The organism is Variovorax sp. J31P179 (assembly GCF_030316985.1).
In the GTDB taxonomy this organism is placed as follows: Bacteria; Pseudomonadota; Gammaproteobacteria; order Burkholderiales; family Burkholderiaceae_C; genus Variovorax; species Variovorax ginsengisoli_B.
The window spans coordinates 1-16,149 of sequence record NZ_JASZYL010000002.1 but is presented as its reverse complement, the minus strand read 5'-3'; the positions used below and the strand labels follow the sequence as shown (position 1 = coordinate 16,149).

Annotated in this window: 14 protein-coding genes; 7 read left to right on the top strand and 7 right to left on the bottom strand. The window is 69.0% G+C overall.

Annotated elements, in window-relative coordinates:
* Window positions 1–21: 21 nt before the first annotated feature.
* From QTI17_RS04390 to QTI17_RS04365, 6 genes are all read left to right on the top strand, one after another.
* Window positions 22–204 carry a type II toxin-antitoxin system HicA family toxin gene (locus tag QTI17_RS04390; RefSeq protein ID WP_286531364.1) on the top strand — a complete coding sequence of 61 codons (183 nt, stop codon included), beginning with the start codon at window positions 22–24 and terminating at the stop codon, window positions 202–204.
* An 11-nt stretch (window positions 205–215) separates the two neighbouring features.
* Window positions 216–614, top strand: a complete 399-nt coding sequence (locus QTI17_RS04385) for a type II toxin-antitoxin system HicB family antitoxin (protein ID WP_286531362.1) — start codon at window positions 216–218, stop codon at window positions 612–614.
* Window positions 615–866: 252 nt separating this feature from the next.
* Entirely contained in the window at window positions 867–3,458 is a 2,592-nt protein-coding gene (gene mutS / locus QTI17_RS04380) for a DNA mismatch repair protein MutS (protein WP_286531359.1), read from the top strand.
* A gap of 26 nt (window positions 3,459–3,484) precedes the next feature.
* Window positions 3,485–4,324 carry a proteasome-type protease gene (locus tag QTI17_RS04375; protein WP_286522766.1) on the top strand — a complete coding sequence of 280 codons (840 nt, stop codon included), beginning with the start codon at window positions 3,485–3,487 and terminating at the stop codon, window positions 4,322–4,324.
* A 35-nt stretch (window positions 4,325–4,359) separates the two neighbouring features.
* Entirely contained in the window at window positions 4,360–5,247 is an 888-nt protein-coding gene (locus QTI17_RS04370; RefSeq protein ID WP_286531357.1) for an alpha/beta hydrolase, read from the top strand.
* A gap of 124 nt (window positions 5,248–5,371) precedes the next feature.
* A complete protein-coding gene (locus QTI17_RS04365) occupies window positions 5,372–5,692 on the top strand; it encodes a DMT family transporter (protein WP_286531355.1) in 321 nt (106 codons plus the stop codon).
* A gap of 14 nt (window positions 5,693–5,706) precedes the next feature.
* Here the strand turns inward: QTI17_RS04365 and QTI17_RS04360 are convergent, their stop codons facing one another.
* From QTI17_RS04360 to QTI17_RS04340, 5 genes are read right to left on the bottom strand one after another with little or no spacing between them, the layout of a single operon-like run.
* Entirely contained in the window at window positions 5,707–6,531 is an 825-nt protein-coding gene (locus QTI17_RS04360) for an undecaprenyl-diphosphate phosphatase (protein ID WP_286531354.1), read from the bottom strand.
* A 58-nt stretch (window positions 6,532–6,589) separates the two neighbouring features.
* A complete protein-coding gene (locus QTI17_RS04355) occupies window positions 6,590–7,267 on the bottom strand; it encodes a GNAT family N-acetyltransferase (protein ID WP_286531353.1) in 678 nt (225 codons plus the stop codon).
* Entirely contained in the window at window positions 7,264–7,911 is a 648-nt protein-coding gene (locus tag QTI17_RS04350; protein WP_286531352.1) for an aspartate/glutamate racemase family protein, read from the bottom strand. The genes QTI17_RS04355 and QTI17_RS04350 overlap by 4 nt, the downstream gene beginning before the upstream one ends.
* Before the next feature lie 9 nt (window positions 7,912–7,920).
* The gene (locus tag QTI17_RS04345; protein WP_286531350.1) at window positions 7,921–8,829 is read right to left on the bottom strand and encodes a transporter substrate-binding domain-containing protein; all 909 of its coding nucleotides are present in this window, start codon (window positions 8,827–8,829) and stop codon (window positions 7,921–7,923) included.
* A gap of 56 nt (window positions 8,830–8,885) precedes the next feature.
* A complete protein-coding gene (locus QTI17_RS04340) occupies window positions 8,886–10,220 on the bottom strand; it encodes an aspartate aminotransferase family protein (protein WP_286531347.1) in 1,335 nt (444 codons plus the stop codon).
* Window positions 10,221–10,344: 124 nt separating this feature from the next.
* Here QTI17_RS04340 and QTI17_RS04335 point away from each other — a divergent pair, with 124 nt between their 5' ends.
* Entirely contained in the window at window positions 10,345–11,211 is an 867-nt protein-coding gene (locus QTI17_RS04335) for a MurR/RpiR family transcriptional regulator (protein ID WP_286531344.1), read from the top strand.
* Window position 11,212: 1 nt separating this feature from the next.
* On the opposite strand, the gene QTI17_RS04330 is transcribed toward QTI17_RS04335, so the two are convergent.
* Together QTI17_RS04330 and QTI17_RS04325 are read right to left on the bottom strand one after the other, a co-directional pair.
* Complete coding sequence (locus QTI17_RS04330) at window positions 11,213–12,670, bottom strand: efflux transporter outer membrane subunit (protein WP_286531342.1); 1,458 nt, start codon at window positions 12,668–12,670, stop codon at window positions 11,213–11,215.
* On the bottom strand, window positions 12,667–15,957 hold the full coding sequence (locus tag QTI17_RS04325; protein WP_286531340.1) for an efflux RND transporter permease subunit: 3,291 nt from the start codon (window positions 15,955–15,957) through the stop codon (window positions 12,667–12,669). The genes QTI17_RS04330 and QTI17_RS04325 overlap by 4 nt, the downstream gene beginning before the upstream one ends.
* Window positions 15,958–16,149: the final 192 nt, after the last annotated feature.

Genomic DNA, 16,149 nt, shown 5'->3' with positions numbered 1-16,149 from the left:
CTGGTGGTTATAATAACCACCATGCGCAGCGCAGCCATCGTCAAGAAGCTCGAAGCCGATGGCTGGACGCTTCGCTCGGTGCGCGGCAGCCACCACGTGTTCAACCACCCTGGCAAGCCGGGTCACATCACTGTGCCGAATCCGAAGAAAGACCTGGGCATCGGCCTTGTCCAGAAGCTGCTCAAGCAGGCCGGGTTGAAGTAAAGGAGTCCATCATGAAATTCCTCATTGCCATCGAGCCAGGGACCGACAAGACGGCCTTCGGCGTGGCCGTGCCCGACCTGCCCGGGTGCTTCTCGGCGGGAGACACGCTGGAGGAAGCCTTCGACCACGCGAAGGAAGCGATCGACGCCTTTCTGGAGGCGTTGGCCGAGGACGGCGCCGAGATCCCTGCGCTGAAGCCGATGGCCGCGCACATGGCAGACCCCGAGTACGCGGGCTGGACATGGGGCGTCGTGGAAGTGGACGTGACGCGCTACGAAGGCAAGGCAGAGAAGATCAACATCACGCTGCCGGGCCGCCTGCTGGCCAAGATCGACGCTTACACGCGGACGCACAACACCAACCGCAGCCGCTTCCTCGCCGACGCGGCCCGGTCGGCGATGCAAGGCTGAAGAGGCCGGCGCGCCGGCAGGCGCCGAATCAGCGCAGGAGTCCCCGGCGAGCAGTCCCTGGCCGAGCCGAGGCCCGGACAACCGTCCACCATAATGTGCGGGCCCGGCTGCAACGGCCAAGTTTTGTTAGGTGCCCGCAAGTTGAACCAGATCGTCGAAGACCGTGATATCCCTATTGAAATCAAAGGGATAGCGCAAAAAGGCCTTGCCCATCAAGCGCCTGCGAAGCCTGACCTTTCCGGCCACACCCCCATGATGGCGCAGTACCTCGGCCTCAAGGCCGACCATCCCGACACCCTTCTGTTCTACCGGATGGGCGACTTCTACGAGCTGTTCTACGCCGACGCCGAGAAGGCCGCGCGGCTGCTCGACATCACGCTGACCCAGCGCGGCCAGTCCGCCGGCCAGCCGGTCGTGATGTGCGGCGTTCCCTTTCACGCTGTCGATACCTACCTGGGCCGGCTGATCAAACTCGGCGAATCGGTCGCCATCTGCGAGCAGGTCGGCGAAGTCGGCGCCAGCAAGGGACCGGTGGAGCGCAAGGTGGTGCGGGTGGTCACGCCGGGCACGCTGACCGATGCCGAACTGCTCAACGACAAGAGCGAATCGCTGCTGCTGGCCGTGCATGCGGGTGCGCGCAACTTCTGCGGCCTGGCCTGGCTCAGCGTCACGGGTGCCGAGCTGCGGCTCGCCGAATGCCCGTCCGACGCCCTCGAAGCCTGGATCGCACGGATCGCACCGAGCGAACTGCTCTACAGCGCCGAGGTCACGCCCGCCTTCGAGCAACGCCTGAAGGCAGCGCGCGGCGCCACCCCCTTCACCCTGTCGCTGCGGCCGGCCTGGCAGTTCGACGGCGGCCTCGGCGAGCGCAAGCTGTGCGAGCAGATGGGCAGCACCAACCTGGCGGCCTGGAATGCCGAATCGCTCGCCAACGCCCATGCCGCCGCCGCCGCGCTGCTGGGCTATGCCGAGCACACCCAGGGCCGGGCGCTGGCGCACGTTCAGCGGCTGGCGGTCGAGCGCGACGGCGAACTGATCGAACTGCCGCCGACCACCCGGCGCAACCTCGAGCTGGTCCAGACCCTGCGCGGCGAAGAGTCGCCCACCCTGTTCTCGCTGCTCGACACCTGCATGACCGGGATGGGCAGCCGGCTGCTCAAGCGCTGGCTGCTGGCGCCCCGACGCGACCGCGGCGCGGCCCAGTCGCGGCTCGAAGCGATCGCCGCGCTGCAGGCCCCGCCGCCCGGTGGCACCGCGGCCCCCTGGCGCACCCTGCGCGACCAGCTCAAGAACACCAGCGACGTCGAACGCATCGCGGCCCGCATCTCGCTCAGGCAGGCGCGCCCGCGCGAGCTGCTGGCCCTGCGGATGGCGCTGGCCAAGGCCGGGCAGCTGGCACCCGCCCTGCCCGGTGCATCGGCGCTGCTGGCGCAACTGGCCGACCAGCTGGCGCCACCCTCCGGCTGCGCCGAACTGCTGGTCGCCGCGATCACCCCGGAGCCCTCGGCGCTGGTCCGCGACGGCGGCGTGATCGCCAGCGGCCACGATGCCGAGCTCGATGAGCTGCGCGCCATCAGCGAAAACTGCGACGACTTTCTGCTCCAGCTCGAGGCCAGCGAACGCGAGCGCACCGGCATCAGCAACCTGCGGGTGCAGTTCAATCGCGTGCACGGCTTCTACATCGAGGTCACGCAGAGCGCGCTGGCCAAGGTGCCCGACAACTACCGCCGGCGCCAGACACTGAAGAACGCCGAGCGCTTCATCACGCCCGAGCTCAAGGCCTTCGAGGACAAGGCGCTGTCGGCGCAGGACCGCGCACTGGCGCGCGAGAAGTGGCTCTACGAGCAGCTGCTCGACGCCCTCCAGCCGTCGGTGGCCGCGCTGACCCGGCTGGCCGGCGCCATCGCCACGCTCGACGCCCTCTGCGCACTGGCCGAGCGCTCGCATGCACTGCACTGGCGGGCGCCGAGTTTCGTCGCCCATCCCTGCATCGAGATCGAACAGGGCCGCCATCCGGTGGTCGAAGCCCGGCTGGCCGAGAAATCTTCGGGCGCGTTCATCGCCAACGACACCCGCCTCGGCCCCCAGCAGCGCATGCAGGTCATCACCGGCCCCAACATGGGCGGCAAGTCGACCTACATGCGGCAGGTCGCGATCATCGTGCTGCTGGCGTCCATCGGCTCGCACGTGCCGGCCGCGGCCTGCAGGCTCGGGCCGATCGACGCCATCCACACCCGCATCGGCGCGGCCGACGACCTGGCCAACGCACAGTCGACCTTCATGCTCGAGATGACCGAGGCGGCGCAGATCCTGCACGGCGCCACCGCCCACTCGCTGGTGCTCATGGACGAGATCGGCCGCGGCACCAGCACCTTCGACGGGCTGGCGCTGGCGGCCGGCATCGCCGCCCAGCTGCACGACCGCACGCGCGCCTTCACGCTCTTCGCGACCCACTATTTCGAGCTCACCGAATTCCCGGCCAGCCACCACGGCGCGGTCAACATGCACGTGAGCGCCACCGAGGCCGGCCGCGACATCGTCTTCCTGCACGAGATGCAGCCCGGCCCGGCCAGCAAGAGCTACGGCATCCAGGTGGCGCGGCTGGCCGGCATGCCGGCGGCGGTGGTCAACCACGCGCGGCAGGCGCTGGAGGCCCTGGAATCGCAGCAGACCCAGACCCGCGCCCAGGTCGATCTGTTCGCGCCGCCGCCGGCGGCCGAGGCGCCGCTGGCGAGCGCCGTAGAATCCGCGCTGAGTGCGATCGACCCCGATGCGATGAGCCCGCGCGAAGCGCTCGAGGCCCTCTACACACTGAAGAAACTCCAGATGCGCGAGCAGGGCTGATGGCTCGATTCGTGCAAGAAGAACTCATGACCTACTGTGTCGGCATCAAACTCAACGCCGGACTGGTGTTCCTGTCCGATTCGCGCACCAATGCGGGCGTGGACCACATCAGCACCTTCCGCAAGATGATCGTCTACGAGCAGCCCGGCGACCGCGTCATGGTGCTGCTGTCGGCCGGCAACCTGAGCATCTCGCAGTCGGTGCGGGAAATCCTCCAGATCGAAGAGCTGCGCGAAACCAAGGAGAACGGCGAGGAAAGCCCGCCGATCACCATCTGGAACGCCAAGAGCATGTTCGACGCCGCCCGCGTGCTCGGCTCGGCCGTGCGCCACGTGTACGACCGCGATGCCGAGGCGCTCAAGCACGCCGGGCTGGACTTCAATGTCTCCTTCATCTTCGGCGGCCAGGTCAAGGGCGAGGGCATGCGCCTGTTCCTGGTCTACGCAGCCGGCAATTTCATCGAGGCGACCACCGAGACGCCCTACTTCCAGGTCGGCGAGTCGAAGTACGGCAAGCCGGTGCTCGACCGCGTGCTGACACCCGAGACCCCGCTCGACGAAGCCGCCAAGTGCGCGCTGGTGTCGATGGACTCGACCATGAAGTCGAACCTGTCGGTCGGCCTGCCGCTCGACCTGGTGGTGTACGAGGCCAACACCCTGCGCACCGACAAGGTGATCTGCATCGACGCCGACAACCCCTACTACCGGATGATGCACAACAGCTGGGGCCAGAAGCTGCGCGAGGTGTTCGACAGCATCGAGGACCCGGTCTGGGACGACGCCTACACCGAGCATCCGCTGAAGATGCCGGCCACGCGGCACAGCCCGCTGCGCAAGATCTCGACGCCCGAAGAAAAGCTGATCTGACCGTGCCCGGCGCCGCCCGCCGGTGCCCCCTTGCCATGCTTCCTCCAGTCATCTTCTCGCACGGGAACAGCTTTCCCGCGAGCACCTACCGCGTGATGCTCGACAGCCTGCGCAACCGCGGCTTCGACGTCGATGCGGTCGAGAAATTCGGCCATGACCCCAAGTACCCGGTCACCGACAACTGGCCACACCTGGTGCAGCAGCTGGCGGACTTCGCGCAGGCGCGGGCCGACCGGGCCGGCGCCCCGGTGCTGCTGGTCGGCCATTCGCTCGGCGGTTTCCTGAGCCTGATGTGCGCCGCCCTGCATCCGGCGCTCGCCCGCGGCGTGGTGCTGCTCGATTCGCCGCTGATCGGCGGCTGGCGCGCCGGCACGATCAACCTCATGAAGCGCACGCCGCTGATGAAGAGCGTGTCCCCCGGCATGATCAGCCGCAAGCGCAGGAACACCTGGGAGCACCGCGAGGCGGTGTTCGAGCATTTCCGCAGCAAGAAGGCCTTCGCCAAGTGGGACGAGCGCGTGCTGCGCGACTACATCGAGCACGGCACCTTCGATCTCGACGATGCGAGCGACGCCGGGCCGCCCCAAGGCGCGAGGGCCCCCGCGGGCGGCAGCGAGGACACGTCAGTGCCGAGCGTGGGGGCCAGTTCACGCGCCTTGAGTTTCGACCGCGATGTCGAGACCGCGATCTACGACACCATCCCGCACAACCTGGGCGCCCTGCTGCGCGCCCATCCGCTGAAGTGCCGCGCGGCCTTCGTCGGCGGCCGCCAGTCGGTCGAGATGAAGCGGGTCGGCATGGCGATGACCCAGCAGGTCACCAAGGGGCGGATCATGATGCTCGACGGCACCCACCTGTTTCCGATGGAAAAGCCGATCGCCACCGCCGCGGCGGTCGAGGCGGCGCTGCGCAACCTGCTCTGACGCGTCGGCGGCGGCCGGCACCGCCGCGGTCCCTTGCTATCATCCCGCCCCATCGGGAGGACGACCTCCCGGACGAGTGGAATCAATTCGGGACGGCCCGGCTTTTTCTTGAAGTGAGGGACACATGGCCTGGATCTATCTCGTCATCGCCGGCATTCTCGAAGTGGCATGGGCCTATTCGATGAAGCTCTCCGAGGGCTTCAGCCGCCCGTGGCCCACGGCCCTCACGCTGGTCCTCATGATCGCGAGCTTCGGCTTGCTGTCGGTCTCGATGCGCTCGCTGCCGCTCGGTACCGCCTACACGATCTGGACCGGCATCGGCGCGGTCGGCGCCTTCGTGGTCGGCATCCTGGTACTCGGCGAGCAGGCCAGCCTCATGCGGATCGCCGCCGGCGCACTGATCGTCTGCGGCATCGTTCTGATGAAGCTCTCGTCGCCGCACTGAGCCCTTGCCGGCGTTCAGTCGGCCCAGGTGACGACCCCGCTCCACGCGGTCGCCAGCACCACGATCCCGAAGGCGATCCGGTACCAGGCGAAAGGCACGAAATCGTGCGTGCTGATGTAGCGCAGCAGCCAGCGCACGCACAGCCATGCGCTCACGAACGAGAACACCAGGCCGACCGCGAACAGCGGGATGTCGGCCACCGACAACAGCGCACGCTCCTTGTAGAGGCTGTAGGCGCCGGCGCCGATCAGGGTCGGGATCGCGAGGAAGAAGGAGAAGTCGGTCGCCGCCTTGCGCGACAGCCCGAGCAGCATGCCGCCGATGATGGTCGAGCCGCTTCGGCTGGTGCCGGGGATCATCGCGAAGCACTGCACCAGGCCGACCTTGAGCGCATCCCAGGGCGTCATGTCGTCGACGTTCTCGATCCGCACCGAGCCCGGCGGTCGCCGCTCGGCCCACAGGATGATGAAGCCGCCGATGATGAAGGTGCTCGCCACCACGGTCGGCGTGAACAGGTGGGCCTTGATGGCCTTGCCGAACAGCAGGCCCAGCACCACCGCCGGCAGAAAGGCGATCAGCACGTTGAGCGCGAAGCGCCGCGCCTTCGGCTGGCGCGGCAGCGCCACGACGGTCGAGTGGATCTTGTGCCAGAAGACCAGCACCACCGCGAAGATGGCACCGGTCTGGATCGCGATGTCGAAGACCTTGGCCTTGTCGTCGTCGAAGCCGAGCAGCGAACCGGCGAGGATCAGATGGCCGGTCGACGAGATCGGAAGAAATTCGGTCAGGCCCTCGACGATGCCCATGATGGCGGCCTTGGCCAGCAAAACGATATCCACGCGCGCTCCTTGAAAGAGCGTCGATTATCGCGATCGCGGCGGTCAGGTTCCGTTCAGATCAACACGGCGAGATGACGCGCACCACCACCTCGCGATGGTCCTTGAAGCCCATCCGCTGGTAAAGCCCATGGGCGCCTTCGTTGTCACGCATGACATGCAGGAACGGGGTCTCGCCTCGCTGCAGCTGGCGGCGAATCAGCTTCGCGGCCAGCCGGCGCGCCAGGCCGCGCCCCTGGTAGTCGGGATGGGTGCAGATGCCGCTGATCTCGCGCAGCGTGCCGGCGCACATGCGTTCGCCGGCCATCGCGATCAGGCGGTCGCCCTCGAAGCAGCCGAAGTAGTCGCCGAGCTCGGGTGTCCGCGGGCCGAAGGGCCCGGGGCGGGTCAGCGCGGCCAGTTCGACCGCCTGGGCCGCATGTTCCGGCCGCAAGGACGTGGCATCGAGAGCCGGGTCGTCGTCCGGCATCGCGCCCTGCCACACCATCCTGAACATGGTCGAGTCCAGATCGATGCGCCAGCCCGCGGGTGCGCTGCCGGACCAGTCCATGCAGTAGAAGTGATCGCCGGGGGCGCAGAACGGTGTCAGGTCGTCGAGCTCGGGATGGCCGGCATTCGCGAACCCGACGATCGGAGAAAAGCCGGGCGCGTAGCGGCGGGCGCGGTCGGTGCCGGTGGCGAAGCCGGCGTGCGGGCCCGAGAGCGTGTTCCAGGCGATGTTGTCGAGCAGCGGGTTCATCGCGTTTCCAGTCGCCGCCGCAGGGCGCGCACCGCACTGTCGACGGTGGTCAACACCGGCAGCCCCGACGCCGCTTCGCAGGCCGCCCGGGCGCGCGCCAGGCTGAACTGCGCCAACGCGATGCGGGTGCAGCCGCGCGCGCGCAGCCCCCTGGCCTGGGCGGCGACCAGCGCATCGTGCTGCTCGCCGTCGCCGGCATTCAGGGCCTCGAGCGCGCCCTCGGCCAGCGCCAGTTCGAGCGCCACGCCGGGCGGGAATTCGGGCGGCATCGATTCGAGCGTGGGCCCGAAGCTCGCGATCAGGCCCAGCGTGCCGGCGCCGGCCGCGGCCTCCTCGATCATCGCCTCGTTGGGCTTCAGCACCGGCATGCCGGCGTGGCGCCGCGCCACCGCCTCGATGCACGGACCGAAGGCCGAGCAGGTGAAGAGGATGCCTTGCGCGCCGCAGTCGACCGCGTACTGCGCCAGCCGCTGGAAACGCTCGTGCATGGCCTCGTCGAGCCCGCGCCCGCCGCGAGCGAGATCGCCCGACAGGCTGTCGTCGAGCAGGTTAGTGCGCAAGGCCTCGGGCCATTCGCGCGCCAGCGCTTCGTTGATCGGCGCGACCGAATGCGCCAGGGCGTGGATGAGTGCGATACGGGTCATCGGCGGTGCTCAGATCCCCTTCGACGACGGATTCGCGAAAGCGTCCCGGGTCTCGGCGTTGAGCGGGTAGTTGATGTTGATGTTCTTCGGCGGAATGGGCGACATGAACCAGCGGTTGTAGAGCTTTTCCATCTCGCCCGATTTCATCATGCCACCGACCACGCGGTCCACCAGCGCCTTGAATTCGGGATCGTCCTTGCGCAGCATCAGCGACTGGTTCTCGGTGCGCAGGCTTTCGCCGGTGATCCTGAAGTCCTTCGGGCTGCGGGCGTTGGCGATCTGGCCCGCCAGCAGGATGTCGTCCAGCACGAAAGCCTGAGCGCGGCCGTTCTCGACCAGCAGGAAGGACTCGGTGTGGTCCTTCGCCGCGACGTTCGTGACCTCGAGGTTCTTGCCCTTGTCGGCCTCGCGCAGCAGCCGGAACGAGGTCGTGCCCGTGGTGGTGACGACCGTCTTGCCCTGCAGGTCGGCGATGTCCCTGATGCCCGAATCGGCCTTCACCAGCATGCGCACGTTGTAGCGGAAGATGTCGGGCGAGAACGCCACCTGCTTCTGCCGCTCGACCAGGTTGGTGGTCGAGCCGCATTCGATGTCGACCGTGCCGTTGGCCACCAGCGGGATCCGGTTGGCCGAGGTCACGGCCTGGTAGCGGACCTCCAGGCTCGGCATCCGGAGCTCGGTCTTGATGGCGTCGACGATCCGCATGCAGATGTCGATGCTGTAGCCCACCGGTTTCAGGCTGGCATCGAGGTACGAAAAACCGAAGGACGACTCGCGGTAGCCGACGGTGATGGCGCCGCTGGCCTTGACCTTGGCCAGCGTGCCGCCCTCCTGGGCCTGGGCGGTCGTGAGCGGCAGCAGCGTGCAGGCCGCCATCAGGGCGGCGAAGGCGAACGGGGACAGGCGAGCGAAGGCCATGGAGCAACTCCTCGAAACAGGTGGGTGAAGGCGAAGGGGGAATTCGTTGCGGCGCGTCAGCGCAGCGCGGCGCGCGTGACGCTGTCGATCGCGCCGGCCAGCCGCGTCGCGATCTCCTGCAGATCCTGCCGGGTGGCAATGAAGGGAGGCGCCAGCAGCACGTGGTCGCCCTGCCGGCCGTCGACCGTGCCGCCGAAGGGATAGCACAGCAGGCCGCGCGCCATCGCGTCGTTCTTGATCCGGGCGTGCAGCTTCAACCCCGGCGCGAACGGCGACTTGGTGGCCCGTTCGGCCACCAGCTCGACGCCCCAGAAGAAGCCGCGGCCGCGGATGTCGCCCACGTGCGGATGGTCGCCGAGCGCCTCGCGCAGCATCGCGCCGAAGGCTTCGCCGTCATCCCGCACCTTGGCCAGCAGGCCGTCGCGCCGGATCACCCGCTGCACCGCCAGTGCGGCCGCGCAAGCCACCGGATGACCGAGGTAGGTGTGGCCATGCTGGAAGAAACCGCTGCCCTGCGACATCGCCTCGACGATGCGGCGCTGCGCGAGCACGGCGCCGATCGGCTGGTAGCCGCCGCCCAGGCCCTTGGCGACCGTCACCAGGTCGGGCACCACGCCCTCCTGCTCGCAGGCGTACAGCGTGCCGCAGCGGCCCATGCCGCACATCACCTCGTCGAGGATCAGCAGCACGCCATGGCGGTCACAGACCTCGCGAACGGCCTTGAAGTAGCCCGGCACCGGCGTCAGCACGCCGGCGGTGGCGCCGCCGACGGTCTCGGCGACGAAGGCGATCACGCGGTCGGCGCCCTGCGCCAGGATCGCCGCCTCGAGCTCGGCCGCGAGCCGCACGCCGTACTGATCGGCGCTCTCGCCTTCGTGCTGCTCGCGGTACGGATAGCAGGGAGAGACGTGCGTGGCCGGCACCAGGATCGGCGCGAAGGGCTCGCGCCGCCAGGCGTTGCCGCCGACGGCCAGCGCCCCCAGCGTGTTGCCGTGGTAACTCTGGCGGCGGGCGATGAAGTGGGTGCGCTGCGGCTGGCCGATCTCGACGAAATACTGGCGCGCCATCTTGAGCGCCGACTCGACCGCCTCGGAGCCCCCGCTCACCAGGTAGACATGGCTCATGCCCTCGGGCGCGCCGCCGATCAGCTCGTCGGCCAACTGCTCCGCCACCTCGGTGGTGAAGAAGCTGGTGTGGGCATAAGCCAGGCGATCGACCTGCGCGTGCATCGCGGCGATCACGTCCGGATGCCCATGGCCCAGCGAGGAGACCGCTGCGCCGCCGGAGGCGTCGAGGTAGTCGCGGCCGGCGGCGTCGCGGATCGTCATGCCGCTCGCGGCAATGGCGACCGGCGGGGTGTGGCGGAGATGGCGGTGGAAGACGTGCGTCATGGCGTCGGCTGAATGGAACTAATGTACCGAATGAATTATTGTTTGGAACATTTGTTCCGTCAAGGGATTCTGGAACACCTCCGTTCCATCCGGTACATTCGTTCCAAACCACGACAGGACTTCCATGGGCGTCAAGGACGATCTCCGCCAGCGCTTCGCCGGCCTGAGCCCCGCTCTGCAGCAGGTGGCCAGGTACGTGCTCGACCACCCCAATGACGTGGTCACTCATTCGATGCGCACGATCGGCACGCGCTCGGGCGGCACCCCCGCCACGCTGGTGCGCTTCGCCCAGCACCTGGGCTATGCCGGCTGGCCGCAGTTCAAGGAAGCGGTGGCGTCGGAGATGGGGCTCGGGCCGGAGGCCTACGGCGAGCGGGCCCGCACGCTGGTCGGCCGGGCGACCGACCGCGGCCTGGTCGAGGAGATGTTCGAGGTGCAGCGCCGCAACCTAGAGGCGACGCAACGGCAGAGCGCCGCCTCGTTGCAGAAGGCTTGCGCCCTGCTCGAAAAGGCGGCCACGGTGCATGCCGCCGGCTTCAGGGCCTGCTTCCCGATCGCCTTCTCGTTCGTCTACGTGTACCGGATGTTCCGCACCAGCGTGCAGCTGATCGACGGCCAGGGCGGCTCGCTGGAGATGCAGCAGCGCGCGATGAGCAAGGGCGATGCGCTGGTCGTCGCCAGCTTCGCCCCCTATTCACGCGAGGCGCTGCAGGTGGCCGAGGCCGCCCGGGCGGCGGGCTGCAAGGTGTTGGCGCTGACCGACAGCGCGGCCTCGCCGCTGTCGCTGCTGGCCGACGAGACCTTGCTGTTCGCAATCCAGAGCCCGTCGTTCTTTCCCTCGGTCGCGGCCGGCACGGCGCTGGCCGAAGCGCTGCTGGAGCTCCTCGCGAGCCGCGCCGGCAAGCCGGTCGTGAAGCGCATCGACCAGGCCGAAACCCAGTTGTTCGAGTCCGGCGCCTACCTGCAGCCGCCGCGGCTGCGCGGCGCCTGAATCATGACTTGGGCAGCGCGGCCGCGGCGACCGGCTGCGGCGCCGGCGCCATCCACTCGGCGTGCCAGCCGCCACCCAGCGACTTGATCAGCGTGATGGCGGCCACCTGCCGGTTGACCTGCACCTGCAGCAGCGCGCGCCGGCTGTTGAGCGCCGACACCTGCGCCACCACCACGCTGGTGTAGTCGATGGTGCCGGCCCGGTAGCGGTTCAGGAACTGCTGCTCGGTGCGGTCGGCCGCGGCCGAGCTCTGGCGGCGCAGGTCCTCCTGCTGCGCCAAGCTGCCGCCCGCGGTCAGCTGGTCCTCGACGCTCTGGAAGGCGGCCAGCACGGTCTGGCGGTAGCGCGCCACCGCGGCCTCGTGGCCGGCCTTGGCGGCATCGACGCTGGCGCCGATCGCGCCGCCGTCGAACACCACCTGCGCGACCGACAGGCCGAGCGACCACAGCGTGTTCGAGGCATTGAACAGGTCGCCGATGCGCGATGCGCTGGTGCTGATGCCGCCGCTCAGGCTGAAGTTCGGGTAGTAGGCCGAGCGCGCGATGCCGATCTGCGCGTTCGCCGCCGCCACCTGGCGCTCGGCCGCCGCGATGTCGGGCCGGCGCTCGAGCAAGGTCGACGGCAGCTCCGCAGGCACGCCGGGCACCGTCATCTTCCACTGGGCCACCGGCAGGCTGAAGTCGGCCGGCGCGACCCCGACCAGCACCGCGATCGCATGCTCGAGCGCATCGCGGTTGCGCTTCAGCGCCGCGCGCTCGGCCTGGGTGTTCGAGTACAGCGTCTCGGCCTGCAGCACGTCGCTCTGGGCGGCGATGCTGGCGGCATAGCGGTTGCGCGTGATCTGCAGGCTGCGCAGGTAGCCCTCGAGCGTGTCGTCGAGGATCTGCAGTTCGGCATCGGCTTCGCGCAGCGAGAAGTAGTTGGTGGCGAGGTCGCCCACCGCCGACAGGCGCGCCGCCGCCAGGTCGGCCTCGCTGGCCTGTGCGTTGGCCTGCGCGCTGTCGACCGCCTGGCGCAGGCGGCCCCAGACATCCGGCTGCCAGTCGACGCCCAGCGCGGCCGCGGAGGCGGTGGCGGCCGAGATGTCGCGGCCCCCGGTACGGCGCGCGCTGCCGTCGAGCGTGACCTGCGGGAACAGCGCCGCGCGCTGGCCGCGCACCAGTGCCTGGGCCTGCGCATAGTTGGCGACCGCGGCGGCAATGTTCTGGTTCGAGATCTGGACGCGGGCCGCGAGATCGTCGAGCGTGGCGTCGCCGAAGAGCTTCCACCACTCGCCGCGGTCGAAGGCATCGGCCGGTGCCGCGGGTTGCCAGCCGGCAGCGGCCGGGGCCGACTTCCAGGCGGCCGGCGCCGCCACCGGTGGCCGCTCGTAGGCCGGGCCGACGGCGCAGCCGGCCAGCAGCGCCGCCAGGGCCAGTGCCAGGGGAAGGCGGGGGAAAGAACGTGTGGCTGCAGTCATGGATTCAAGGCGATATCGGGCGTGCCGGGCGGGGCGGAATCGGCGCCGCGGCTCAGGGACTTTTCATTGGCGGGCCGCCGGCGCAGCTTGTCGAGCAGCACATAGACGACCGGCGTGGTCAGCAAGGTCAGCAGCTGGCTGGCGATCAGCCCGCCGATGATCGCGACGCCCAGCGGCTGGCGCAGCTCCGAACCCAGCCCGAAGCCGATCGCCAGCGGCAGCGCACCGAGCGCGGCCGCCAGCGTGGTCATCAGGATCGGGCGGAAGCGCAGCAGGCAGGCCTCGCGCACCGCTTCCACGGCGCTGAGCCCGCGCGAGCGTTCGGCCTCGAGCGCGAAGTCGATGATCAGGATCGCGTTCTTCTTGACGATGCCGATCAAGAGGAAGACGCCGATCAGCGCGATGATCGAGAACTCCATGCGGAACATCAAGAGCGCCAGCACCGCGCCGACCCCGGCCGAGGGCAGCGTGGTCAGCACGGTGATCGGATGCACCAGGCTTTCGTAGAGCACCCCGAGCACGATGTAGATCACCACCAGCGCCGCGACGATCAGGAACCACTGCTGGCCCTGCGACTGCTGGGCCGCCAGCGCCGTGCCCTGGAAGCTGCCGCGCACGTTGATCGGCATCGCGATGTCGGCCTCGGCCTGCGCCACGATGCGCTTGGCGTCCGACAGGCTGACGCCGTCGGCCAGGCTGAACGACACCGTGCTGGCGAGCTCGGTGTCCTGGTGGTCGATCGAGGTCGGCACCGCCCGCTCGCCGAGCTTGGCGAAGGCCGACAACGGCACCATCAGCGTGGTGTCGGTGGCGATCTGCTGCCCGGTGGACGCGGTGCGCAGGGCCGGATTGGCCGACACCGTGGTCGAGGTGCCGGTGTTGGCGTCGGTCGTGTTCTTGATCGAACTGGTGATCGACTGGCCGTTGGCGTCGGTGCTGGTCTGCAAGGTCGACGGCACGTACAGGTCCTTCAGCACGATCGGCGAGCGCTGGAAGCGCGGCGCCCATTCCATCACCACCGAGTACTGGTTCAGCTCGTCGTAGATGGTCGCCACCGAGCGCTGGCCGAAGGCGTTGTAGAGCGCGCTGTCGACCGCCGACGAACTCACGCCGAGCCGGGCGGCGGCATCGCGGTCGACGTCGACGAAGGTCTCGACGCCATTGTCCGCATCGTCGCTGTCGACGTCGGTCAGCGCGGTCTCCTCGCGCAGGCGGTTGGCGAGCTTGGTCGACCAGGCGCGCAGGTCGCCCAGGTTGTCGCTCTTGAGCGTGTACTGGTAGCTCGAGTTGCTCGAGCGCCCGCCCATGCGCAGGTCCTGCACCGGGCTCAGGAACACGCGCAGGCCGGTCAGCTGGTTGAGCTGGGGGCGCAGGCGGTCGATCACCGCCTGGGTCTTGTCGGTGCGCTGCGACACCGGCTTGAGGTTGACGAACATGAAGCCGCCGCCCGAGCGTCCCCCGCCCGAGAATCCGACCACCGTGTCGACCGCCGGGTCCTTGCGGATGATGTCCACCGCCTGGCGCAGCTTGTCGGCGATGGCCGCCGACGAGATGCTCTGGTCGGCGCGCAGCCCGGCATTGAGCTGGCCGTTGTCCTGCTGCGGGAAGTAGCCCTTGGGGATGGCGTTGAACAGATAGACGTTGAGGCCGATCACCGCCAGCAGCACCACCACGACCACACCCTTGCTGGCCAGGGCCCAGTCGAGGCTGTGGGCGTAGGTGCGCAGCGTGCCGTTCCAGGCCCGCTCGCCGACACGGCCGAACCAGGCGCGCAGGCGCCCGGGCGGCTTGCCCTTGGCTTCATCGGCCTCGCTGCGCAGCAGCATGGCGCACAGCATCGGCGTGGTGGTGAGCGAGATCACCAGCGAGATCAGCACCGAGGCCGACAGCGTGACCGCGAATTCGCGAAACAGCCGGCCGACCTGGCCGCCCATGAACAGCAGCGGGATGAACACCGCCACCAGCGACAGGCTGATCGACAGCACCGTGAAGCCGACCTCGCGGGCGCCGCGCAGCGCGGCCTCGACGCGGTTCATGCCGGCCTCGACGTGGCGGGTGGTGTTCTCGAGCACCACGATCGCGTCGTCGACGACGAAGCCGGTGGCGACGGTGAGCGCCATCAGGCTCAGGTTGTTGAGGCTGTAGCCCAGCAGGTACATGATGCCGAAGGTGCCGAGCAGCGAGACCACGGTCGCCACCGCCGGCACGATGGTGGCGCGCGCCTTGCGCAGGAACAGGCCCACCACCAGCACGACCAGCGCCACCGAGATCATCAGCGTGATCTCGATCTCGCGCAGCGAGGCGCGGATGGTGTTGGTGCGGTCGGACGCCACCTGGACGTCGATGTCCTGCGGCAGCTGCGCGCGCAGTTCGGGCAGCAGTTCGCGCACGCCATCGACGGTCTCGATGATGTTGGCGCCGGGCGACTGCGTCACCAGCACGATCACCGCGGGTTCGCCGTTGAACAAGCCCAGCGTGCGCGTGTTCTCGACGCTGTCGATCACGCGGGCGACGTCGCCCAGTCGCACCGCGGCGTTGTTGCGCCAGGCGATCACCATGTCGCGATACTCGGCGGCATAGCGCCCCGGTGCCGGCGTGTAGATCTGGAGCCGGCGGTCGGCGGTCTCGATCGCGCCCTTCGGCCGGTTGGCGTTGTTGGCCTGGATCGCGGCGCGCACGTCCTCTGTGCTGATGCCGAAGCGGTTCAGTGCAAAGGGCTCGAGCTCGACCCGCACCGCAGGCAGCGAACCGCCGCCGATCTCGACCTCGCCGACGCCCTCGACCTGCGACAGCCGCTGGCTCACGATGTTCGAGACCGCCTCGTAGATCTGGCCCGGCGTGCGGGTCTTCGAGGTCAGCGCCAGGATCACGACCGGGGCCGCGGTCGGGTTGCGCTTGCGGTAGGTCGGGTTGCTGCGCAGCGTGGCCGGCAAGTCGGCGCGGGCGGCGTTGATCGCGGCCTGCACCTCGCGCGCGGCGCTGTCGATGTTGCGGCTCAGGTCGAACTGCAGCGTGACGCGGGCCGAGCCGTTGGAACTGGTCGAGGTCAGCTCGTTGACGCCCGGGATGATGCCCAGCCTTCGCTCCAGCGGCGTGGCGACGCTCGAGGCCATGGTGCTCGGACTGGCGCCCGCCAGGCTGGCCTGCACCGAGATGGTCGGATAGTCGACCTGGGGCAGCGGCGAGACCGGCAGCACGAAGAAGGCGACGATGCCTGCCAGGGCGATGCCTATGGTCAGGAGCATCGTGGCGATGGGGCGCTCTACGAAGGGCTTGGAGAGGTTCATGTCGGCTCTCCGCCTGTCGTTGCTTCGGGGCGGCGATGGCGGGCGGTATGCCCTGGACCGGCCGACGTCACCGGCCCTTCGGGCTTCCCTGCGCTGCTCGCGACAGGCGGGGTCCGCGCAAACTCGCTCCGCTGCGCTCCACTCAAACACGCGCGGCCCTGATCCGCCTGCCGCTCCGCTGCTCGGCGGTGC